Genomic DNA, 22,096 nt, shown 5'->3' with positions numbered 1-22,096 from the left:
CGATCGTGCCGCGTCGTCGGCACAGCGGCGGACGTCACGCCCGCGCAGCGTCGTCGGCGTCGGGGGCCGGCCGATCGAGGAGCGGCAGGTCGTCGGCACTCACGAGCCGGGTCGCCACCGCGTACTCGACGAGCCGGGCCCGTCGATTGGTGGCGAGCTTGCCGCGACCGCCGCGGAGGCCGTCGACGCCGATGCGATCGAGCTTCTCGCAGACGTTGTCGAGCTTGCGGTTGAAGGTCGTCATGCTCCAGCCGAGGCGGGCCGCGGCCTCCGCCGAAGTCGGGACCGCGGCGCGACCGGCCGCCGGCTGCGCGAGCACGTGCTCGGCGAGCGCGACGACCAGCAACCGCTGGCTCGTCGTCAGCGTCACCGGCATCACCGTCGTGCCGCCGTCGACCGGCGTCGCGGTGAGGGACGTGTTGTAGAAGTCCTCTTCGGCATGGACGGTGAAGTCGTAGGTCGTCGCTCCCGCGCTGAACATGACGTGCACCGTCTGGAAGACGAGCGGCAGCTTGGCGCCGGGCGCCACCCAGGCCTGCACGCTGCCGGTGGCGTCGGAGACGGTCGCCGCGAGAAGCTGGCCCACGTTCGACAGCCACCACAGCCCGTACTCGCTCGAGAGCGTGAGGAAGGTTCGGTGCAGGTAGGGGTTCTCGTCGATCGTGAGGTCGGAGTCCCGTCCGATCGTGAACGGATCGCCTCCAGCCTCGACCGTGTACCACTCCCCGCAGTATTCGACGCGCAACGGCCTCATTCCGAGCATCCCCTCACCGGCTCCGATGTCTTGCTGCCGCGCTGCACCTCGACGTCGATGCAGACGACTCCCCCAGCAGTGTTCTCGACCATGATCGTCGACTCGTCGGTGACCTCCGTCTTGCCTGAACCGTCGGCGCGCTCCCACCGATAGCGGTCGCCCTCCTCGGCGCGGGGATGCGAGACCTCGAACACGGCGGAGGACCCCTCCGCCCCGGTGAACTCGACCTCCGGCGCTGGAACGGCGACCTCGAGCAGCGCGTCCTCGCCGTTCGCATCGCTCGTCGGCTCGGGCCCGGCATTCACGAACGTGCCCGACATGGCGATCGCGATGCCCACGACGGCGACGATCACGACACCCGCGCAGGCCGCGACGATCGCACCGACGCGGCTGCGCCGCGGTGCGCGGGTCTCGGTCGGCGCAGCACCGGGCGCCTCCGGCACGTTCCTGCGCGGACGGACGATCGTCTCGTCGACTGCCGCGGCCGAGGCTTCGCGCATCACCGTGGCGTCGTCGACGACCGGTGCGGTGCGGTGCGGTTGCGCGTCGACCTGCTGCGGCGTTCGTGCACGGGTCCGGTCGTCGTCGATCGGCGCTGGGGCCGACGCGGCTGCGGCGACCGGCGGCGCTCCGATCGCCGCGCCGGGGGCTCGGGGCGCCTGCGCCTCGACCGTCTGCACCGTGCGCGCGCGGGTCGCGTCGGCCCCGTCGTCGGGAGCCGGCTCCCGCTCGGCGCCGAGGTTCGGGACCTCGATCGTCGTGGCCGCGTAACCGAGCTCGAGTTCGACGCGCTGCAGGGCGCGCGCGAACTCCACAGCGCTCGGATAGCGGTCGGCGCGATGCGCCGCCATGCCCTTGGCGAGGACGGCGACAAGGCTCGCGGGCACGTCGGCGCGCCCGATCGGCGTGATCGCGCCCCGCTCGATGCGGCCCATGAGGTCGAGCGACCCGTTCGGCCGGCCGGGGATCTCGAACGGCGTGCGGCCCGCAAGCAGCGTGTGGACGGTCGCGGCGAGCGAGAAGACGTCGCTTCGGGTGTCGGGCTTCGGGTCGTCCTCGAACATCTCGGGCGGCGACCACGGCACGCTCAGGCCGACGGCCGACTGGCCCGAGCCGGATCCCGTCGCGCCGAGTTCGGCGACGGTGACCGTGTGCACGGGCAGCTCGCCCTCGAGGTTCGACGAGATGCCGAAGTCGGTGAGCGCGGGCCAGCCGTAGTCGTTCGTGAGCACGTTCGCCGGCTTGATGTCGCGGTGCAGGATGCCTGCGGCGTGGGCGGTCGCGATCGCCCCCGCCAGTCGCACGCCGGTGCGCAGCGCGTCCTCCACGGAGAAGGGCTCCCGCTTGTAGCGCTCGGCGAGACTCGGGCCGGAGCAGTACTCCATGACGAAGTACGGGCGGCCGTCGGCCGACACGTCGGCATGGAAGATCGTGACGATGAACGGGTGCGCCGAGAGCTGCGCCATGAGGTTCGCCTCGGCGACGAACTGCGCGCGGGTGTCTCGGCCGAGCTCCTCGGTGAGCAGCACCTTCACCGCGACCTTGCGCCGCGGCAGCCGCTGCTCGTAGAGGAAGACGTCGGCGAACCCGCCCGAGCCGAGCAGGCCGAGCGACGCGTAGCCGGGCAGTTCCGGCGGGCTGGACGGGGCTCGACGCATCAGTCCCCGACCACCTGGATGGTCCATCCGCCGCCGAGGTCGACGACGGTGCCGATGAGCACGGGCGTGGGCTCGCCGGCGCGAAGCTTCACCGGGGCCTTCCCGGGCGCGACGACGAGGGTGCCGTTGCGAGAGTGCAGGTCGGTGACGACGACGGTGCCGCCCTCGAGCGCGAGCCGGACGTGGCTGCGCGAGATGTCGGCGTCGCCCTGCCCGATCGTGACGATCCGAGGCAACCGGCCGCCGGCCACCTTGCTGACGCTCGGGGCTCGCCCGAGCACGATCTCGTGCACGAGCGGCTCGAAGCTGCCGTCGGGCATGCGCAGGCGCACCTCGGGCACGGGCGCGGGCGCGGCGCCTTCGGCGGGCGTGTCGGACGGGCGGGCGGCGTCGCGCTCGGCGCGGAGGCGCCGGATGTCGGCACTCGCGACGGTCATGCCGTCGTGGTCGCCGTCGCCGGGCGGCGGAGAGGCGATCTCGCCCGCGGGCCGGGCGATCGTCTCGTCGAGATCGAGCTCGGGCGGGCGCACCAGCTCGGAGACGCCCACGATCGTCTCCTCGATCGGCGCCATCGTGTGCTCCGATACCGGCACGGCCGGGGCTGGCGGCGCCGGCGGCGCGACCGGTGCCGGTGCGTCGTCGACCCGACCGGCCTCGACGCGCGGCGGGCCCGCGAGCACGGTCGGCGCCGTACGAGGACCGCGCGGACCGGATGCCGGGGCGTCTTCGCCGCCGGAGACGGCCGCCGTCACGGCGACGGGCTTCGCAGGCGACTCGCCGGCGCCCGACGCGCTCGGCACCGCGATCGCCGCGGTCGGCACGACGCCGTCGAGGATGGGCAGCCACGAGGCATCCGCCCCGGCGCCCGCGGCCGACATCTCGACCCGCTCGACACCGTCGACGACCCGCTCGGCCCAGGTCGACACCGTGGCGCCCGAGACGGTCGTGTCGCCCGCGACGACCTCGAATGCGCCGCGCACGATGATGCGCACGGACCCCAGCGTGTCGCCGTCGCCCGCCCACGTGACCAGGGCGAAGTCGGGGGTGCGGCCGAGGCCGGCGGCGGTGAGCCGCTCGATCACCTCGGTCGAGGATTCGGGTGCCAGCGCCGGCCACAGCTCGGTCGCGATCGCCGGGGCCGTCGGCCCCGACACCATGAGCGCGGCCCCGCTCCGCACCGCGGCGACCGCATCGCCCTGCTCGTCTGCGCGATACTCAGGCATCGCGACCCCCCTCGTCTCGTGGTCTCGTCTCTTCGACCGCCTCGTGCACCCGATCGCGCGTCGCGTCGCCGTCGTCGTCGACCTCGCCCCCGATCGTGGACTCGACGACGACGACGCTCACGTTGTCGCGGCCCCCGTGGGCGAGCGCCGCCTCGACGAGTTCACCGGCCATTCCGGCCGGGTGGGCGGCGTCGCCCGCGAGGATCGCGGCGATGCGATCGTCGGGAAGCTCCTTCGTGAGGCCGTCGGAGCAGATCAGGAACGCCTGGCGGCCGGCAGCGGGGACGAGCCAGACGTCGGGCTCGACGAGGTCGTCGGCCCCGAGCGCCCGGGTGATCACGTTCCGCTCGGGATGCCGCTCGGCCTCTTCAGGGCGGATGAGCCCCGCGTCCACCAGTTCTTGCACGGCCGAGTGGTCGATGCTCATCTGCTCGAGCGAGCGGCCGTCCCACGAGTAGATGCGCGAGTCGCCGATGTTGAATGCCATCCAGTGGAAGCCGCCCGAGTCGCCGGCGTCGACCAGCGCGACCCCCGCGAGCGTCGTGCCCGCCACAGCGGTGCCCTCGTCGCCGTCGCCGCTCAGCGCGCGGACCGCGTCGTTGGAGCTGTGGATCGCATCGAGCACCTGCTCGGGCGACGGCGGAGTGCCCGGCTCGATGTGCCGGCGGAAGGTCTCGACGACCGCCGTGCTCGCCGCGTCACCGCGGGCGTGACCGCCCATGCCGTCGGCGACGAGGTACACGGGCGCCTCGGCGAACACGGCGTCTTCGTTCACGCTGCGCACGAGCCCGATGTCGGTGCGCGCCGAGTGCGCGACGAGCGCGGAGCCGCGAGTCAGGGCGACGACGCCCTCGGCATCACCTGGCACGGAACTCCTCGGTAGGGCGGGATGGTCGGGACGGCAGCCCGAGCGACGCCGCCCGGGCGTCGCCCGTCAACGGTAGCAAGTCCGCGGACCGATCGCCCGCGCCTGTGGAGAACGCGGGCGATCCGTCGACGCGGTTCAGCGGCCGGTGTGCTCGGGGTCCTCGGTGAAGTGCGGCACCTCGTCGAGCAGCCGGTGGCCGCGGCGCTTCGCGTCGACCCGCGCCTTCACGAGGCTCGCGACGGTCGCGACGAGCATCGCGAGCACGATGACGCCGAGCGACATCCACGTCGAGATCTCGGGCGCCCACTCGATCGGCTCGCCGCCGTTGAGGAACGGCAGCTCGTTCACGTGCATCGCATGGAGCACGAGCTTCACGCCGATGAAGGCGAGGATGAACGCGATGCCGTACTTCAGGTACTCGAGGCGCTCGAGCAGGCCGCCCAGCATGAAGTACAGCTGGCGCAGCCCCATGAGCGCGAAGACGTTCGCGGTGAAGACGATGAACGCCGACTGGGTGATGCCGAAGATCGCGGGGATCGAGTCGAGCGCGAAGAGCAGGTCGGTCGTACCGATCGCGATGAACACGATGAGCATGGGCGTGAAGAAGCGCTTGCCGTCGATCGTGGTGCGCAGCTTCACCCCGTCGTAGTCGTCGGTGAGGCGCACGCGCTTGCGAAGCATGCGCACGACGAAGGTCTCGGAATCGTCGTCGTCGTGGTCGCCGCGCACCTGTTGGATGGCCGTCCAGACGAGCCAGGCGCCGAAGATGTAGAAGATCCAGCTGAAGTTCTCGATGAGCGAGGCGCCGAGCAGGATGAAGATGCCGCGCAGCACGAGCGCGATGATGATGCCCACCATCAGCACCTCCTGCTGCAGCTTCCGCGGTACCGCGAACTTCGCCATGATGATGACGAACACGAAGAGGTTGTCGATCGAGAGGCTGTACTCGGTCAACCATCCGGCGAGGAACTGCCCCGCGAACTCGCCGCCGGCGAACAGGTACATGAGCCCGGCGAAGACGAGGGCGAGCACGACGTAGAAGACGACCCACAGGGTCGACTCCCGCATGGAGGGCACGTGCGGGCGCTTGAGCACGAGCAGCAGGTCACCGACGAGGATGAGCGTCAGGACGACGAGCGAACCGACTTCGAACCAGATGGGGAGTTCGAGCACGTTGGGCCTTTCGGGGATCAGGGTACGACGGAACCCGAAAGTCTCTCCCTCGTGGCGCTGCCACTCCCAGGACCGGAGCGGCGACGACGGCGCTCGTACTGACGATCATGGGCCGAGGCCGTTGCCTCGCGGGATACTCCCCTTCGCTCAGGCGAGTCTAGCGGACGGCGGGCCCACGTAGACTCGAACCCCGCGAACCGAGGAGAGAGCTTGAGCGCCCGAACGACGCCCACCCCCGCCCGCCCGTACCGCCGCGCCCCCGGCACCTCGTTGATCGGCTATTCGATCTTCGCGAGCCGCTGGCTCCAGGCTCCCCTCTACCTGGGACTCATCGTCGCCCAGGCGATCTACGTGTGGGTGTTCCTCAAAGAACTGTGGCACCTCGTCGACGGCGTCTTCATCGACCAGGAGCACGCGTTCACCGAGGCCGACATCATGCTGCTCGTGCTCGGCCTGATCGACGTGGTCATGATCGCGAACCTGCTGATCATGGTCATCATCGGCGGCTATGAGACGTTCGTCTCGCGGATCAGGGTCGACGATCACCCCGACCAGCCCGAGTGGCTCTCGCACGTCAATGCGAACGTGCTCAAGGTCAAGCTCGCCATGGCGATCATCGGCATCTCCTCGATCCACCTGCTCAAGACCTTCATCGAGGTCGGCGACCTCGGCAGCCCGAACGCCGAGAACACGACCGGCAACGACTACACCGGCGAGGGCGTCATGTGGCAGGTGATCATCCACTGCGTGTTCATCCTGTCGGCGCTCGCGCTCGCGCTCATCGACCGCATGTCGTACCACAGGGTCACCGCGGGCGAGATCCACGACGGCGTCGTCGTTCCGGTCCCGGCGGCACCGGGGCCCGATGCGGCCTCGGAGGGCGTGCAATCCCCCGATCCGAGGCTCGAGCCCGTGCGGTGAGCGGTCCGGCCTCCGGCCCGACACGGATGCCTCGGAGCGGCCCGCTCCGAGGCATCCGCCGTCGGCGCCGCGCCCGGCCCGGCGCGCCCCGGAAACGACGAACGCCCTCGCTTTCGCGAGGGCGTTCTGCCGTGTTGCCGTTGGTGACCCCAGCGGGATTTGAACCCGCGCTACCGCCGTGAGAGGGCGGCGTCCTAGGCCGCTAAACGATGGGGCCGTGTCGTGGATCGGACTCCCTCTCGGGAACCTCGCTCCGTTCTGGCAACTCGAAGAGTATGACACACGTTTCGGGCGGTTTCCAAATCGAGGCGCCGGCGGGCGCGCGGGGTCACGCGAACGCCGCGACGGCGGCCGGAACGACGCGGATCCCGGCCGGCATCGCATCGGCTCGCTCAGGCTTGCGCACGCCGGCCGCACGGGTGTTGGCTCGAGGCATGCGCCTCACGAAACTCGAGCACGCGGCCCTCCTCATCGAGGACTCGGGCGACAAGCTGTACATCGACCCGGGCAAGTTCACGACGCCCATCACCGAGTCGGCGGGCACCGTCGCCGTCGTGATCACGCACGAGCACGACGACCACTGGGCCCCCGACCAGCTCGACCGCATCATCGAGATGAATCCCGATGTGCGGATCTTCGGGCCGGCGGGGGTCGCCGCCGACGCCGAGCACTACCCGGTCGAGGTCGTCGCCGCGGGCGACGCCGTCGAGGTCGGCCCCTTCCACTTGCGGTTCTTCGGCGGCGAGCACGCGCTCATCCACCGGTCGATCCCGATCATCGACAACGTGGGCGTCCTCGTGAACGACGCGCTCTACTACGCCGGGGACTCGTTCGCCGTGCCCGAGGGGGTCGCGGTCGATGTGCTCGCCGCCCCGGCGGGTGCACCGTGGATGAAGCTGTCGGACTCGATGGACTACGTCGAGGCGGTCGCGCCTCGCCGCGCCTTCGCGACGCACGAGATGCTGCTCTCGCGCGCCGGCAAGGCTCTCGCGAACACCCGCCTGGCATGGGCGACCGAACAGCACGGCGGCGAGTTCCTGCCGCTCGAGCCGGGCGACACACTCGACTTCTGAGGCTCAGTCCCCCGTATTGCCGTTGCCGTTGCCGTTGTTGCCGTTCCCGTTATTGCCGTTGCCGTTGCCGTTGCCCTGATCGCCGCTGCCCTCGTCGCCGGCGCTCTCGTCGTCCCGCTCGCCGACACCGGGTGGCGGCTCGACCACGGGGCCCGGTCCGGCCTCGGTGAAGGGCCCTCCCCCGTACTTCGCGGCGGCGACCGACATCACGACGGGCCACATGCGGTGCCGCGCCTCGGCGGCCCGCCCGCTGTCGAACCAGATGCCGCGCTGGTTGGCGTCGCCGTTCACGCTCACGACCGCCGCGACCGTCGCGACCTCCGTGCTCGCACCGGCCATCCAGGTGTCCTTCGCGCCGTCGGTCGTTCCGGTCTTGCCGATGAACGGCACGTGCGGCACGGTGTTCTGATCCGACTCCCACGCCGTGCCGTTCATCACCCGGGTCATGCCGTAGTGCATACCGGCAGCCACCTCGGGCGGCACCGACTGCGTGCAGGTCGACGCGGGCGGCGGCAACTCCTCGCCGTCCCGACCGACGATTCGGTCGATCGCGATGGGGCTGCAGGTGCGCCCGTTGTTCGCGATGCCGGCGAAGGCCACGGCGACGCTCAACGGCGCGACCTCGTTCGTGCCGATCACGGTCGAGGGGCTCTCCAGCAGCGGGTCGCCGTCGGCCCGGTGCATCCCGAACGCCTCGGCCGTCTTCCGGATGCCGCAGAGGTCGAGTTCCTTCGCCATGCCGAGGAAGCCCGTGTTGATCGACTGGACGGTCGACTCGAGCGCCGTGTAGGCACCGCCGGACTCGCCCGCGTCGTTCTTCGGGTTCCAGTTCTCGCCCGAGACGTCGTAGTCGCCGAGGCAGCTGTCGTGGAAGACGCCCCAGTTCGATCTCGGGCGCGAGTCGACGCGCTCGCTGAGCCCGTGCCCCTCCTTCAGCCACTGCGCGAGCGTGAAGACCTTGTACGTCGATCCGGGCTGGAACCCGCGCGAGCCACCCTGGTCGAAATCGGTGTTGTAGTTGATGCTCGTGTACTCGGGGCCCGAGGCGAGCACGGTCGGATCCTGGCTGTACCGCTTGTTCTGCGCCATCGCGAGCACGCGCCCCGTGCCGACCTCCACGCTCACGACGACCCCGCCGAGGTCCCACCCGGGGTACGTCATCGGCACGTTCTCCGCGATCGCCCGGACGGCCGCGCCCTGCAGGTCGACGTCGAGCGTCGTGTACACGTCGTAGCCTCCGCGGCGGAAGTTGAGCATGCGCGTCTCGGCGTCCTCCCCGAAGCTCGGATCGGTCTGCAGGATGTTCTTCACGTAGTCGCAGAAGTAGGCACTCGCCCCGGCGGTCTGGCAACCGGTGCTCGGTTCCGTGATCTTCGGCTCGACCGGCGTCGCGATCGCCTCGTCGTAGCGGTCGCGCGTGATCTTCCCGAGGGTGAGCATGCGCTTCAGGATGTAGTCGCGGCGCGTGTGGTTCGCGGCATAGCCGTTCGCGGCCCCGTTGGCCTCGCTGTCGGGCTCGTCCAGCCGGAACTTCTCCGGATTGTTCACGATCGCGACGAGCGACGCAGCCTGCGGAAGAGTGAGGTCCGACGCCTTCGTGCCGAAGTAGTAGTTGGCCGCGGCCTCGATGCCGTACACGGTGCCGCCGAACCCCGCGATGTTGAGGTACCCGAGCAGGATCTCGTCCTTGCTGTAGCGCTTCTCGACTCCGATCGCGAGCCGCATCTCCTTCACCTTGCGGTCGATCGTGGTCTCGGTGACCGCGTCGTAGCAGTCGTCTCGCGCGGCCTCGTCCGTCTCGAGCTCGCACTGCTGCACCCGCACGTTCTTGACGTACTGCTGGGCGATCGACGACCCGCCCTGCGTCTCGCGGCCGCTCGCCGTCGTGACCGCCGCGCGCAGCGTGCCCTGCAGGTCGATGCCGCCGTGGTCGTAGAAGCGCGGATCCTCGCTCGCCACGGTGGCGTCCTTCACATCCTGATCGATGGCGCTCCAGCCCACTTCGACGCGGTTCTGGTCGTAGAACGACGCCATCAGGCTCGGTGCGCCGGTCGCGCCGATCACGTAGATGTTGCTCTTCTCGCTGAGCTCGTCGATCTTGAGATACCCGGGCAGGCTGTCGAACATGCCGATCGTGCCGCTCGCGGCCATGCCGACCATGGCGATCGCCGGCGTCGCCGCCGCCACGACGAGTGCGGCGACGGCGGCACTCGCGGCGATGAGCCCGACGAACCCGCCGAGCACCCCCAGCGGCGTGCGCGTCTCGGCGAAGTCTCGATTGCGCTTGTTGCGCGGTTCCGACGACTTCACCCCGACGCACCCCCAGCCACAAGCAGTACGCGGCGGATGCGAGCGGAATCGATCCGCGCTGTCATTCCATGACACCGCAGCCGGCCGGACTTGTAAAGCGTCCGGCCGGCCGGTTGCGGAATCGAAGCGGCGCCCGGCCCTTCAGGAGGCGAGCCGGTCGCGTCGCACCGGCCGCCATCCCGGGCGAGGCACGGCCGCGCGCAGCGAGCGCGTGTACGGGTGCACCGGGTTCGCGAGGAGGCCCGCGGTCTCGCCCGAGTCGACGACGATGCCGTGCTCCATCACGATCATGCGATCGGAGATCTGGTTGACGACGGCCAGGTCGTGCGAAATGAAGAGGTAGCTGATCTCCCGCTCGGCCCGGATGTCGGCGAGCAGGTTGAGGATCTGCGCCTGGATCGACACGTCGAGCGCCGCGACCGCCTCGTCGAGGACGATGACGGCGGGGTCGGCCGCGAGCGCGCGCGCGATCGCGACGCGCTGGCGCTGCCCGCCCGACAGCTGATGCGGGTACTTCGACGCGAACTGCTCGCCGAGGCCGACGCTCTCGAGGATCTCGAGCGCCGCCGTCCTGGCTGAGCCTCGGCGCCCGGAGCGGTTGGCGTGCAGGACCACGCTCGTCTCGACGATGTCGCCGACACGCTGCCGTCCGTTGAGCGACGAGTACGGGTCCTGGAACACGTACTGCACCTCCCGCGCCCAGCGACGGCGGTCGGCGAGCCGCTTCACCCCGCCGGCGCGAGACTCCCCGCGAACGGTGAGTTCGCCGCCGGTCAGGGTCTCGAGGCCGACGAGCATGCGCGCGACCGTCGTCTTGCCGGAGCCCGACTCGCCGACGATCGCGAGGCACTCGTCGGGATGCAGCTCGAACGACACCTCGTCGACGGCGACGATCGGCTCGTCCTTCGCTCGCCCCGGGAACACCTTGCGCAGCCCGCGCGCGACGACGATGGGCTCGGTCCTGTCGGTCATGCTTCCGCCTTCATCAGTTCGTGGGTCTCACGGTTGTAGCGCAGCACCGGCAGCCGGTCGGCTCGTTCGTCGATGCTCGGTCGAGCGCCCAGCAGCTCGACCGTGTAGGGGTGGCTCGGCGCGTCGTAGACGTGCGCGCCCTGCTCGACGATCTCGCCGGCGTACATGACGGCCAGTCGGTCGCAGCACGCTGCGGCGAGTTCGAGGTCGTGAGTGATGAACAGCAGCGCGAGCCCGCGGGCACGCCGCTGCTCGTCGAGGATCGCCATGACGTCGGACTGCGCGGTCACGTCGAGCGCGGTCGTCGGCTCGTCGGCGAGGATGAGCCTCGGCTCGGTGAGCAGCACGCTCGCGATCATCACGCGCTGCAGCAGCCCGCCGGAGAGCTCGTGCGGGTACTGGCGCAGCCGGTGCTCGGGATTGCGCACGCCGACCTCGTCGAGCAGCACGACCGCCCGGCGCTCGGCCTCGCGGCGATCGACGCCCCGATTCTGCACGAGCGCCTCGGTGAGGAAGTCGCCGACGCGGTGCACCGGATTCACGTGGGCGCGCGGGTCCTGGAAGATCATGCCGACGTCCTGCGAACGGTAGCGCCGCAGCTTCGCGGCGTTCATGCCGAGCACGGACGCCCCGCCGAACTCGATCTCGCCGGTGACGGCGAACTCGGGTCCGAGCATGCGGGTGATCGCGCGAGTGGTGAGCGACTTGCCCGACCCCGACTCGCCGACGAGTCCGAGGGCCTCGCCCTCGCCGATCTCGAGCGAGACGCCGTTGAGCAGGGTCTGCTCGCCGCCCTTGAGCCGCAGGGTCGCCCGTACGTCGTCGAGGCGCAGCAGTGGTGCGGTCATCGGAGGCTCCTTGCGCTGGAGGTGAGTCGGTCGCCGATGACGGTGACGCACCAGACGATCACGACGATGAGCGTGCCGGCCGCGATCGCCTCGATCGGGTGGCCGCGCAGCATCGAGTCGAAGCCGCTCTTGACCATGAGGCCGAGGTCGGCCGTCGGCGGCTGCACGCCGAGCCCGAGGAACGACACGGCGGCGAGGTCGATCACGGCGAAGCCGAGCGACGAGACCGCCTGCGCGACCACGATCGGCTGCACGTTCGGCAGGACCTGCGTGAACGTGATGCCCGTGCCCGACTGCCCCTGCAGCCACGCGGCCGAGACGTACGGCATGTTCCGCTCGCGGAGCGCGGCACCGCGGACGACCCGGGCCACGTAGGGGATGTAGGCGATCGAGAGCCCGGCGACGACGGTGCCGAGGCCCGGGCCCCAGATGGCGACGGCGATGAGCCCGAACACGATGCCAGGCACCGCGAACAGCACGTCGAGGAGCCAGGTGATGACCGTGTCGGTGCGGCCGCCGCGCCACGCGGCGAGGAGCGCGAGCAGGACGCCCACGACGGTCGCGATCAGGATCACGAGACCTGGGCCGGCGAGCGTGATGCGCGCGCCCCAGATGAGCCGCGAGAGGATGTCGCGGCCGAGTGCGTCGGTGCCGAGCAGGTGCGCCGGCGAGGGCCCCGACAGCGCCGCCAGCAGGTCGGGGAAGTCGGGATCGTAGGGTGCGACGATCGGCGCGAACAGCGCGGCGACGACGATCACGAGGAGCACGGCCGCCGCGGTGCAGCCGAGGACGCCGAGCCGGTCTCGCGTCGCGGTGACGACGCCCGCTCGGCGTCGCTCCCGCGTCACGCGCGCGACGGCGAGGCTCGTGGTGGATGGGGTGGTCATTGCCGGCTCCCGAGCGCGATGCGCGGATCGATGAACGTGTAGAGGAAGTCGACGACCGCGTTCACGACGACGAACGCGACGACGAGGACGAGGATGACGGCCTGGACGACCGCGAAGTCGCGCTGCAGGATCGCCCGCACGAGCAGCGATCCGAGCCCGTCGAGCGCGAACACGTTCTCGACGACGACGGCGCCCGCGATGAGCGTCGCGATCGTGAGGCCGAGCACCGTGACGATCGGCACGAGCGAGTTGCGCAGCACGTGGTGCCGGACGATGTACCGTGGCGCGAGACCCCGCACCGTCGCGGTCTGCACGTGCTCGCGCCCGCTCTCCTCGAGCACCGCCGCACGCGTGATGCGTGCGAGATAGGCGGCGCTCGCGACCGAGAGGGCGATCGCCGGCAGGGTGAGGTGGTACAGCGTGTCGATCCCGCCGGTTCCCGACCCGAAGGTCGGGAACCAGCCGAGGGTGACGGCGAAGATGCTGATCAGCGCCACGCCGACCACGAACGACGGCGTCGAGAGCCCGACCGCCGCGAGCGTCGACGTGAGCTGGTCGCTCCAGCCGCGCCGGAGCGCGGCGTACGTCCCCGCCAGGATGCCGACCACCGCGATGATCACGGCCGCCATCGACACGAGCACGAGCGTCGTGGGGACGCGACCCGAGATCAGCGTCGAGACGTCCTGCCGGTAGACGATCGAGTAGCCCAGGTCGCCGTGGAGGATGTCGCCGAGCCAGGCCACGTAGCGCACGAGGAAGGGGTCGTTGAGGTGGTACTGCTCGGTGACCGCGGCGATCTGCTCGGGTGTGCCGCCGCGCGGCCCGAGGATGAACGCAAGGGGGCTTCCCGGGGCGAGGTACAGCAGTCCGAAGACGAGGAAGGAGGTCACGAGCAGGACGAGCAGGAGCCCGCCCACGCGTCGCAACAGGTAGGAGCCGGCCGACATGGTTACTCCACGCCGCCGAGCGTCGCCGCCCACGGCGTGTAGAGGTAGGCGAACGAGGCAGTCGCACCCGAGATGCGGTCGTTCTGCACGAGGGTCACCGGCTCGTAGGCGAGCGGGAGCCAGGGCAGTTCGTCGGTGATGGTCTGCTGCGCGTCGATCACGTGGTCGGCACGAGCGGCCTCGTCGGTCTCGGCGCGCGCCGCGAAGATCGCGTCGTCTGCGTGGTCCCAGCCCGCGTAGTTGTGGCTGTCGGTGCTCGCGAACATCTGGTACACGTCGGTCGGGTCGGCGAAGCTGCCGTACTGCGTCGTGAAGAAGCCGTCGATGCCCTCACGCGCCGCCGGGTCGAAGTAGAGGTTGCCGAACTGCTCGACCGGGATCACCTTGGTCTGGATGTCGAGGCCGATCGCCTGGCCGGCGGCCTGGATGACGTTCGCGGTCTGCTCGTGCACGGCCGAGCTGCCCTGCACGGCGAGCACGATCGGGGCGACCGTGCCGGCCTCGGCCACGAGCTGCTTCGCCTCCTCGATGTCGGGGTCGGCCGAGAACCCGTCGAACGCCTTCGCGAACTTCTCCTCCTCGTAGCCCCAGTACGCGGGGCCGGCGAGGGTGGTGGCGGGGATTCCGGCGCCCTGGAAGACGACCTTCGTGAGCGCCTCGCGGTCGATCGCGAGCGAGAGCGCCTGGCGGATGCGGTCGTCGCCGAGGCCGCCGTCGAAGTTCGTCGTCATCATCGTCCAGAACACGAGCGAGTCGCCGAACGTCACGGTCACCTCGTCGCTGTCGGTGAGCTGGCTGAGGCCGGCGGGCGGAAGGTAGAAGTACTGGCCGTCGACCTCGCCCGTGCGGAGGGCGTTGACCGCCGTCGACTCGTCGGCGATGAAGCTGAAGCTGAGTTTCGACGCGAGCGGCGCGCCGTCCCAGTAGGCGGGGTTCGCCGCGAGCTCGATGCTCTTGCCCGAGTTCCACGCCTCGAGCGAGAACGGGCCCGTGCACTGGAGACCGCCGTCGGGCGTGCCGAACGCCTCGCCCTGCGCCTCGGCCGCGGCCTTCTGCACGATCGCGCCGGCCGCGGTGGCCATGGCCTGGGTGAACAGCACGTCGGGCTGGGTGAGCTTCACCGTGACTTCGTTCGGGCCGGTCGCCTCGACCGACTCGACGTTCTGGAAGTAGCTCGAGAAGTAGCTCGTGGCCGTCTCGCCGACCTGGCGGTCGAGCGAGTAGACCACGTCGTCGACCGTCAGCGGTGTGCCGTCCCAGAACGTGACGCCGTCGCGGATGGTGTAGACGACGGTCGTGTCGTCGGGCTGGGTGACCCCCGACGCGAGGCCCGGCTCGACCGAGAAGTCGGGCTTCATGCGCAGCAGGCTCTCGCAGAGGTTCGCGGTGGCCGTGTTCTCCGCGTAGTTGTAGCCGAACTGCGGGTCGAGCGACATCGGCTCGTACGGCAGGTTCCACGTCACCTCGTCGACCGGCGCGGTGCCGGACTCCGTGGTGGTGATGAGGTTGTCGAAGTCGACGGCGAGCGCCGCCTCAGCGTTCTGGTCGGTCGACTGCGCGGTGCAGCCGGCGAGGGCGAGGCTCGCGGCAGCCAGGGCGGCTGCAGTGAGCGTGATACGGCGTCGGAACACGGGGGAACTCCTTTGTCGTCGTGTCTCTGGATGAGGGGTGGTGGGGGTGTTTCGGATGGGTGGGTGGGTGGAGATCGGAAGGGGTGCGGCGGGCCGGCTCAGCGCCGGTCGAACACGAGCCCGTCGCGGATCACGCTGACGGGGCCGGGACGGTCGACCACGATCTGCGCGATCGACTCGCCGGCGAACTCGACCCGGGTCGGGTGCTCCGGGCCCGAGAACTCGGCGAGGTCGGGTACGCCGATCAGGCTCGCCCCCTCGGTCGAGCAGATGCGGTAGCAGCGCTCGAGCTCGTCGTCGGTCATGGCGCCCGTGCGATACGCGAGCAGGTGCGCGCGATCGACCATGCTGCCCGAGCCGAACGGCGTCCAGGAGTCGCGGACGCCGTCGCTGCCGGCCACCAGGCGGACGCCGTGACGCCCGAGCTGGTCGAGATCGGGCACGGGGTCGTCGCCGAGGGCGCAGTTCGCGATCCACACCCCGGCATCGGCCACAGTGTCGAGCGTCGCGCCGAGCGTCGGGAGCGAGGCATCCCCGAGCGCGAACGCGTGGCTCACGGTGACCCGCCCCTGCAGGCCGGCTGCTCGCGTGCGCCGGGCGATCTCGCGGATCTGCGCGAGGCCCGGCTCGCCGCCGTCGTGCAGGTGGATGTCGATCTCGCGTCCTGCGCGCTCGGCGAGCCCGAAGACGGCGTCGAGGTGGCCGTCGACGTCGCCCTCGAGGCCGAGCGGGTCGATGCCGCCGACGAGGTCGGCACCACTGTCGAGCGCGGCGGCCATCGCCTCGACGGTTCCCGGATTCGTGAGCAGGCCGAACTGCGGGAACGCGACGATCTGCACCGTGAGCCACGGTGCGAGGCGCTCTGCGGCAGCTCGCACGCCCTCGACGTTCCTCGTGCCGAGTTCGCTGGAGACGTCGACGTGCGCGCGCATCGCGAGCGTGCCCTGCGCGAGCGCGGTCGAGAGCAGCGCGTGGGCGCGCTCTTCGACGCTGCGGGTGTAGGCGCGCTGCGTCGCGAGGTCGTTCGCGATGAACTCCGGCAGTGAGCCGGCACGACGGCGAGACATCCACGGACCGCCCCAGCTCGACTTGTCGGGGTGGATGTGGGCGTCGACGAGCCCCGGAGCGGCGACGATGCCCGTCGCCGAGCGGTGGTCGCCGGCCAGCTCGGCCGTCGTGGCGGTCGTGTCGGTCATGCGAACGAACTCCTTTGTCCGTGAGGGTCGGCCGGGGTCTGCCGGCGCGAGATTTGTAAGATGTATGATAACCATACATTCCCCCGGGAGCGGAAGATCGAGAGAATGGAAATCGTGAAGCCCATCCAGCGAAGGTCGATCGTCGACTCGGTCGTCGACCGCCTGCAGTCCGAGATCGCGACGGGCGCCTGGCCCGTCGGCACGCGGATCCCCACCGAGGCCGAACTCACCGAGACATTCGGCGTGAGCCGCCCGTCGGTGCGCGAGGCGGTGCGCTCGGTCGCGCAGCTCGGGCTGCTCGAGACACGACAGGGCGACGGCACCTACGTGATCGCGAGCGACGCCACCGAGGTCGCCCTCCGACGCGCGCTCGGCGTCGCCGACGCGCGCGAGGTGCTCGCCGTGCGCCGCGCGCTCGACGTGCTCGCGGCGCGCGAGGCGGCGACGCACCGCGACGACGACGACGTCGCGGCCCTCCGGGAGGAGCTGCAGCATCGCCGCACGGCGATCGACCGCAACGACGTCGACGCCTTCGCCGACCACGACGTCGCGTTCCACGTCGGCGTGGCGGCCGCCTCGCACAACCGGCTGCTCGTGGGCATCTACGCGAGCTTCGATTCGTCGCTGCGGCATTCGGTCGCGCAGAACTCGTGCCTCTCGAACAATGCCGATCCCAGTGCGGTCGACCTGCACGAGCAGCTGCTGCGCGCGATCGAGGCCGCCGACCCCGAGGCCGCGACCGCCGCGGCGCTCGGCGTGCTCGACCAGACCGAGCGCTCGCTCGATGCCTGACCGCCGGCCGCAGCCGATCCTCGCGGTGACGGCGCTCGTCGCCGTCGGGCTGCTCGCCGGATGCACTGCCCGGCCCGGACCGACGGGGGTCCCGACGGCATCGGCCCAGCCCGCCACGACCGCCCCGACCGCAGAGGAGACCGCCGTGCCCACCCCCGAGATGACGCCCGACCGGGCCACCGCCCTCATCGTCTCCGCGACCGCCGCGGGCGACCTCGCCGGCGTCGAGCGCGCGATCGCGAACTCGGCCGATGTCGACGCGCGAGACGGCGAGGGCCGGCCCGTGCTCGTGACGGCGACCCGCGCGAACGACGTCGCCGTCGCCCGAGCCCTCCTCGAGGCGGGCGCCGACCCGAACGCGAAGGACGGCATCGAGGACTCGGCGTTCCTCTACGCCGGGGCGGAGGGCCTGAACGACATCCTGCGCCTCACGATCGCGCACGGCGCCGACCCGAAGAGCACCAACCGCTACGGCGGCACCGCGCTCATCCCCGCGAGCGAGCACGCGCACGTCGAGACCGTCGGCATCCTCATCGAGGCGGGGGTCCCCGTCGACCACGTCAACAACCTCGCCTGGACGGCGCTGCACGAGGCGATCGTGCTGGGCGACGGCGACGACGCGCACGTCGAGACGGTCCGACTGCTGCTCGCGGCCGGCGCCGACCCGTCCATCCCCGACGGCGACGGGGTGCTCCCCCGCCGGCTCGCCGCACAGCGCGGCTACGACGCCATCGTCGCCGAGATCGACGCGGCGAGCTGACTCGAGGCGGATGCCTCGTGGCGCGCGCTCGCCGCGCATGCGTTCGACTCCCCGCAGCGGGCCACGACCGCACCCTCGGCGGGGTCATCCCGCACGAGCAGCGGCGAGCCGCGCCTCAGCTGCGAGCGGCGCTGCGCGCCGGAGCGGCAGGAGCCGGAGGCATCCTTCTCACCTGGCCGAAGCGCTCGGCCACGGGAGCCAGCAGGAGCGGCCGGGCGAGCACCCAGCCGGCGACCATGACGGCGAGCGACACCGCGAACACCGCGAACCCGACCCAGTCGTCGCTCTCGCGGGCCGCGTACATGTGGTTGAGGTTGTGCAGGGCGCCGGTCGCGAGCACGAGCACGACGTGCACGGCGGTGAAGAGCAGGAAGAACAGCATCACCGGATAGTGCAGCGCCCGCGCGAACCGCTCGGGCGGCGCCGAGGCGAGCGCCCCCCGCATCGGCCACACCGGCGACAGCCGCAGTCCCGTGAGGATCGCCAGCGGCGAGGCGATGAACACGATCGCGAAGTACGCGAGCACCTGCGCGTCGTTGTACGAGACCCACGAGTTCTCGACGGGCCACTCGAGCGAGAGGTACTGCAGCACGACCGAGATCGAGTTCGGCACGACGTCCCAGCTGGTCGGCACGATGCGCAGCCACTGCCCCGTCGCGAACAGCAGCACGACGTAGACGACGCCGTTGAGCACCCAGAACGCGTCGACGACGAGATGCAGCCACACCGAGATCCCGAGCCGGCGCGGCGCCCCGTTCGTGCGCGGCCAGCGGGTGTTGTCCCGCGTCCAGAAGGCCGGCGGCCGCGCCTTCGACCTGATGATCAGCCCCGTCCGCACGAGCATCACCAGGAAGAAGGCGTTGAAGAAGTGCTGCCACGCGAGCCATGCCGGGATGCCCACCGGCGCCCCCTCGGGCAGCGGGCTGTGGCCCGGGTACTCCGCGATGAAGTCCTGCACGGCCGGCGCGGTGCGAAGGAACCGGGCGACGACCACGGCGACGACGAGCAGGATGACGGCGCCGCAGGCGAGGAGCAGGGCTCGCTTCACGGAGAGTCCCCGTGACCCGGGGCGCGAGGTTGAGGGCACGTCACTCAGCGTGACAAAGGCCCGCGAACGGCGCAACTCCGCGCCGTCACGTGACGCGGGCGCGCCGGGGATTCGGCGACGGACGGGGCAGATGCTCGCGCGATCGGGCTCGGCGCGCCAGAGTGGGGGCATGTTCGAATCGGACGCTCGCGACGTCGCCCAGCGCAGTTCGACCGGGTCGTTGCCGTTGAAGGACCACGTCGACGAACTCGTCGCGGCCGCCCATGCGCGCTATGCGGACCTCCACGAGGGCACCGTGGCCGACTACATCCCGGTCCTCGCCGAGGCCGATCCCGCCTGGTTCGGTCTCGCCGTGGTGGGCGCGGACGGCGGCGAGCATCTCGCAGGCGACATCGGGCTCGCCTTCTCCGTCCAGTCGATCTCGAAGGCGTTCGTCTTCGCGCTCGTGTGCGACGCGATCGGTCACGAAGCCGTGCACGAGGTCATCGGGGTGAACAACACGGGGCTCGCGTTCAACTCGGTCGTCGCGGTCGAGCTCAACGGCGGCAGCCCGATGAACCCCATGGTGAACGCGGGCGCGATCGCGACGACCGCGCTCGTGCCGGCCGGCCACGCCGACGAGCGCTGGCAGCTGATCCGCGACGGGCTCAGCCGCTTCGCCGGCCGGCCGCTCGCACTCGACGGCGAGGTGTACCGCTCGGAGTCGTTCACGAACCACCGCAACCAGGCGCTCGCCCGGCTCCTGCAGAGCTACGACCGGCTCGCCATCGACCCGGAGGAGGCGGTCGACGTCTACACGCGGCAGTGCTCGCTCGCGGTCACCGCGCGCGATCTCGCGGTCATGGGCGCGACGCTCGCCGACGGCGGGGTGAACCCCGTCACGGGTGAGCGCGTCGTCTCGGCGGAGACCGCACGGGACACCCTCGCACTGCTCGCCTCGTGCGGCATGTACGAACGTTCGGGCGAATGGCTCTTCGAGATCGGACTGCCCGCGAAGTCGGGCGTCTCGGGCGGCATCGTCGCCGTCGCACCGGGCAAGGGGGCGGTCGGCGTCTTCTCACCGCCGCTCGACGAGGCCGGCAACAGCGTGCGCGGCCAGCGCGCCTGCGCCTACCTGTCACGCGCCCTCGGACTCAACCTGTTCGCCTCCGACCCACAGCCGCTCGTGGCGCGAACCGCGCCCACCGACGAAGGAGACCTGCGATGACCACACCCGCACCGACCACGAACGGCGCGAACGGGGCGGATGCCTCGGGGCCGGCACCGCACGCAGTCGAACGCCGCTCGTGGGCGCCGATGGTGGGGCTCTTCCTCGCCCAGGTGCTCATGTCGTTCAACGTCGCCGCGCTGCCGATCTCGCTCGGCGGCATGGTCGAGGACTTCGGCGTGCCGCCGACGGTCGCATCGACGACGATCGTCGTCTACGGCCTCGCGGTCGCGGCCCTCGTGATGACGGGCGCGAAGCTCGGCCAGCGCATCGGGTGGGTGCTCATCTTCCGCGTCGTCGTCGCGGTGTTCGCCGTGTCGTCGGTCATGATGATCCTCTCGACGACGATCGGCTGGGCGATCGCGGGCCAGGTGCTCGCCGGCGCCTCCGCCGCGATCATCGTGCCCGCACTCGTGGCGCTGATCGCCGAGAACTACCGCGGCGACCAGCAGGCCACCGCCGTCGGCTCGCTCGGCTCGGCGCGCGCGTTCTCGGGCATCAGCGCCTTCCTCATCGGCGGTACGCTCGGCACGCTCGTCGGCTGGCGTCCGGTGTTCTTCATCACGCTGGGGCTCGCCGTCGCCGTATTCGCACTGAGCTTCAGGCTGCGGGGCGACCGGGGCGACCGGAGCATCCGCATCGACCTCGTCGCGTCTGCGCTCATCGGCGCCGCGATCGTGCTGCTCACGCTCGGCTTCAACAACCTGAACGCGTGGGGCATCCTGCTCGCCGAGCCCGGGGCGCCGTTCTCCGTGCTCGGCCTCTCCCCCGCGCCCGTGTTCGTCGTCGTCGGGCTGATCCTCGGACAGGCCTTCTTCATGTGGACGAAGCGCCGCATGCGGCTCGGCCGGGTTCCGCTCGTCGATCTCGGCGTGCTGAGCGAGCCGACCGAGCGGGCGGCCGTCTACGCCATGTTCATCATCGTCGCGATGGAGGCAGCCGTGAACTTCACGGTGCCGACGTACATCCAGGTGGTGCAGGGGCGCACCCCCTTCGACACCTCGCTCGCGATGATGCCGTTCAACCTCACGGTGTTCGTCACGGCGACGCTCATCGTGCGCTTCTATCGTCGGCACAGCCCGCGCACGATCGCGCTGTTCGCGTTCGGGCTGACGACGGCCGCGCTGATCTGGCTCGCGTTCGTGGTCACGAACAACTGGGAGACGGTGCCGACGATCGTCGGGCTCATCGTGTTCGGGATCGGCCAGGGCGCGCTCGTGACCCTCGTGTTCAACGTGCTCGTGACCGCGGCTCCCAAGGAACTCGCCGGCGACGTCGGCTCCATCCGCGGCACGACGCAGAACCTCGCGAGCGCGGTGGGCACCGCGCTCATGGGGGCCCTGCTCGTCACGATGCTCACGCTCAACTTCACGCAGGCAGCGGTCGAGCACCCCGAGATCCCCGAGGAGCTGAAGGCCGAGGTCGGCCTCGGCCAGGTGAACTTCGTCAGCAACGACGACCTGCGCGCGAAGTTCGAGGAGACGAGCGCGACACCCGAGCAGATCGACGCCGCCGTCGCCATCAACGAGGAGGAGCGGCTGAACACGCTGCGCCTCGGGTTCCTCGTGCTCGCCGGTCTCAGCGCGCTCGCGGCACTGCCCGCGTCGCGCCTGCCGAAGTACAAGCCCGAGGAGATCCCCGACCCGATGGCCGCGGGCGGCGACGACGTCTGATGCGCTGGTCCGGGGCGCGAGTGCCGGGGTGCCGCGACGGAGGCGTCCCGGCGCCCGCTCCCGCCATCGTCAGTGGGTGGGTGGGGTGAGGGTGTCGGTGTAGTCGATGAGCCAGGAGCGCAGGTCGGCGCCGAGGTCCTCGCGATCGACCGCGA

At 70.8% G+C, this 22,096-nt stretch carries 19 protein-coding genes and 1 tRNA gene; 6 read left to right on the top strand and 14 right to left on the bottom strand.

Translation table 11 applies throughout. The features are described from left to right. Positions 1 to 34: 34 nt before the first annotated feature. From ACFWGP_RS17540 to ACFWGP_RS17520, 5 genes are all read right to left on the bottom strand, one after another. Positions 35 to 754, bottom strand: a complete 720-nt coding sequence (locus ACFWGP_RS17540) for a hypothetical protein (RefSeq protein WP_231430704.1) — start codon at positions 752 to 754, stop codon at positions 35 to 37. Further along, on the bottom strand, positions 751 to 2,412 hold the full coding sequence (locus ACFWGP_RS17535; protein ID WP_376931472.1) for a serine/threonine-protein kinase: 1,662 nt from the start codon (positions 2,410 to 2,412) through the stop codon (positions 751 to 753). The genes ACFWGP_RS17540 and ACFWGP_RS17535 overlap by 4 nt, the downstream gene beginning before the upstream one ends. After that, entirely contained in the window at positions 2,412 to 3,635 is a 1,224-nt protein-coding gene (locus ACFWGP_RS17530; RefSeq protein WP_231430702.1) for an FHA domain-containing protein, read from the bottom strand. Before ACFWGP_RS17530 ends, ACFWGP_RS17535 begins: the two co-directional genes overlap by 1 nt. Then, positions 3,628 to 4,503 (bottom strand): PP2C family serine/threonine-protein phosphatase, encoded by an 876-nt coding sequence (locus ACFWGP_RS17525; protein ID WP_231430701.1) that lies wholly within the window; start codon positions 4,501 to 4,503, stop codon positions 3,628 to 3,630. The genes ACFWGP_RS17530 and ACFWGP_RS17525 overlap by 8 nt, the downstream gene beginning before the upstream one ends. Positions 4,504 to 4,638: 135 nt before the next feature. Next, the gene (locus ACFWGP_RS17520; RefSeq protein WP_231430700.1) at positions 4,639 to 5,676 is read right to left on the bottom strand and encodes a TerC family protein; all 1,038 of its coding nucleotides are present in this window, start codon (positions 5,674 to 5,676) and stop codon (positions 4,639 to 4,641) included. A 210-nt stretch (positions 5,677 to 5,886) separates the two neighbouring features. Between ACFWGP_RS17520 and ACFWGP_RS17515 the strand changes: the two genes are divergently transcribed. Further along, positions 5,887 to 6,597: a TIGR00645 family protein gene (locus tag ACFWGP_RS17515; RefSeq protein ID WP_231430699.1), complete on the top strand. Its 711-nt coding sequence runs from the start codon at positions 5,887 to 5,889 to the stop codon at positions 6,595 to 6,597. A gap of 141 nt (positions 6,598 to 6,738) precedes the next feature. On the opposite strand, the gene ACFWGP_RS17510 is transcribed toward ACFWGP_RS17515, so the two are convergent. After that, positions 6,739 to 6,814: transfer RNA gene (locus ACFWGP_RS17510), tRNA-Glu, on the bottom strand. A gap of 217 nt (positions 6,815 to 7,031) precedes the next feature. On the opposite strand from ACFWGP_RS17510, the gene ACFWGP_RS17505 reads away from it, so the two are divergent. After that, the gene (locus tag ACFWGP_RS17505; protein ID WP_275506822.1) at positions 7,032 to 7,670 is read left to right on the top strand and encodes an MBL fold metallo-hydrolase; all 639 of its coding nucleotides are present in this window, start codon (positions 7,032 to 7,034) and stop codon (positions 7,668 to 7,670) included. A 3-nt stretch (positions 7,671 to 7,673) separates the two neighbouring features. On the opposite strand, the gene ACFWGP_RS17500 is transcribed toward ACFWGP_RS17505, so the two are convergent. From ACFWGP_RS17500 to ACFWGP_RS17470, 7 genes are all read right to left on the bottom strand, one after another. After that, on the bottom strand, positions 7,674 to 9,980 hold the full coding sequence (locus tag ACFWGP_RS17500) for a transglycosylase domain-containing protein (protein WP_275506821.1): 2,307 nt from the start codon (positions 9,978 to 9,980) through the stop codon (positions 7,674 to 7,676). A 141-nt stretch (positions 9,981 to 10,121) separates the two neighbouring features. After that, complete coding sequence (locus ACFWGP_RS17495; protein WP_275506820.1) at positions 10,122 to 10,952, bottom strand: ATP-binding cassette domain-containing protein; 831 nt, start codon at positions 10,950 to 10,952, stop codon at positions 10,122 to 10,124. After that, positions 10,949 to 11,800 (bottom strand): ABC transporter ATP-binding protein, encoded by an 852-nt coding sequence (locus ACFWGP_RS17490; protein WP_275506819.1) that lies wholly within the window; start codon positions 11,798 to 11,800, stop codon positions 10,949 to 10,951. The genes ACFWGP_RS17495 and ACFWGP_RS17490 overlap by 4 nt, the downstream gene beginning before the upstream one ends. Next, complete coding sequence (locus ACFWGP_RS17485) at positions 11,797 to 12,687, bottom strand: ABC transporter permease (protein WP_231430694.1); 891 nt, start codon at positions 12,685 to 12,687, stop codon at positions 11,797 to 11,799. Before ACFWGP_RS17485 ends, ACFWGP_RS17490 begins: the two co-directional genes overlap by 4 nt. Then, on the bottom strand, positions 12,684 to 13,634 hold the full coding sequence (locus tag ACFWGP_RS17480; protein ID WP_376931471.1) for an ABC transporter permease: 951 nt from the start codon (positions 13,632 to 13,634) through the stop codon (positions 12,684 to 12,686). The genes ACFWGP_RS17485 and ACFWGP_RS17480 overlap by 4 nt, the downstream gene beginning before the upstream one ends. Positions 13,635 to 13,636: 2 nt before the next feature. After that, a complete protein-coding gene (locus ACFWGP_RS17475) occupies positions 13,637 to 15,265 on the bottom strand; it encodes an ABC transporter substrate-binding protein (RefSeq protein ID WP_376931470.1) in 1,629 nt (542 codons plus the stop codon). Between the two features lie 98 nt (positions 15,266 to 15,363). Further along, positions 15,364 to 16,461 carry an amidohydrolase family protein gene (locus ACFWGP_RS17470; RefSeq protein WP_376931469.1) on the bottom strand — a complete coding sequence of 366 codons (1,098 nt, stop codon included), beginning with the start codon at positions 16,459 to 16,461 and terminating at the stop codon, positions 15,364 to 15,366. Positions 16,462 to 16,575: 114 nt separating this feature from the next. Between ACFWGP_RS17470 and ACFWGP_RS17465 the strand changes: the two genes are divergently transcribed. Continuing rightward, positions 16,576 to 17,253: a FadR/GntR family transcriptional regulator gene (locus ACFWGP_RS17465; protein WP_231430690.1), complete on the top strand. Its 678-nt coding sequence runs from the start codon at positions 16,576 to 16,578 to the stop codon at positions 17,251 to 17,253. Continuing rightward, a complete protein-coding gene (locus tag ACFWGP_RS17460) occupies positions 17,246 to 18,013 on the top strand; it encodes an ankyrin repeat domain-containing protein (protein ID WP_376931468.1) in 768 nt (255 codons plus the stop codon). Before ACFWGP_RS17465 ends, ACFWGP_RS17460 begins: the two co-directional genes overlap by 8 nt. A gap of 115 nt (positions 18,014 to 18,128) precedes the next feature. Here the strand turns inward: ACFWGP_RS17460 and ACFWGP_RS17455 are convergent, their stop codons facing one another. Next, positions 18,129 to 19,061: a cytochrome b/b6 domain-containing protein gene (locus ACFWGP_RS17455; RefSeq protein ID WP_376931467.1), complete on the bottom strand. Its 933-nt coding sequence runs from the start codon at positions 19,059 to 19,061 to the stop codon at positions 18,129 to 18,131. Between the two features lie 169 nt (positions 19,062 to 19,230). Between ACFWGP_RS17455 and glsA the strand changes: the two genes are divergently transcribed. Then, positions 19,231 to 20,268: a glutaminase A gene (gene glsA, locus ACFWGP_RS17450; protein ID WP_231430687.1), complete on the top strand. Its 1,038-nt coding sequence runs from the start codon at positions 19,231 to 19,233 to the stop codon at positions 20,266 to 20,268. Then, on the top strand, positions 20,265 to 21,941 hold the full coding sequence (locus ACFWGP_RS17445) for an MFS transporter (protein WP_275506813.1): 1,677 nt from the start codon (positions 20,265 to 20,267) through the stop codon (positions 21,939 to 21,941). The genes glsA and ACFWGP_RS17445 overlap by 4 nt, the downstream gene beginning before the upstream one ends. Positions 21,942 to 22,096 lie beyond the last annotated feature (155 nt).

This window comes from Agromyces sp. NPDC127015 (assembly GCF_042725165.1).
Classification (GTDB): Bacteria; Actinomycetota; Actinomycetes; order Actinomycetales; family Microbacteriaceae; genus Agromyces; species Agromyces chromiiresistens.
Note: the sequence above shows the minus strand (reverse complement) of the source record. Positions and strands in the feature narration are given on the sequence as shown.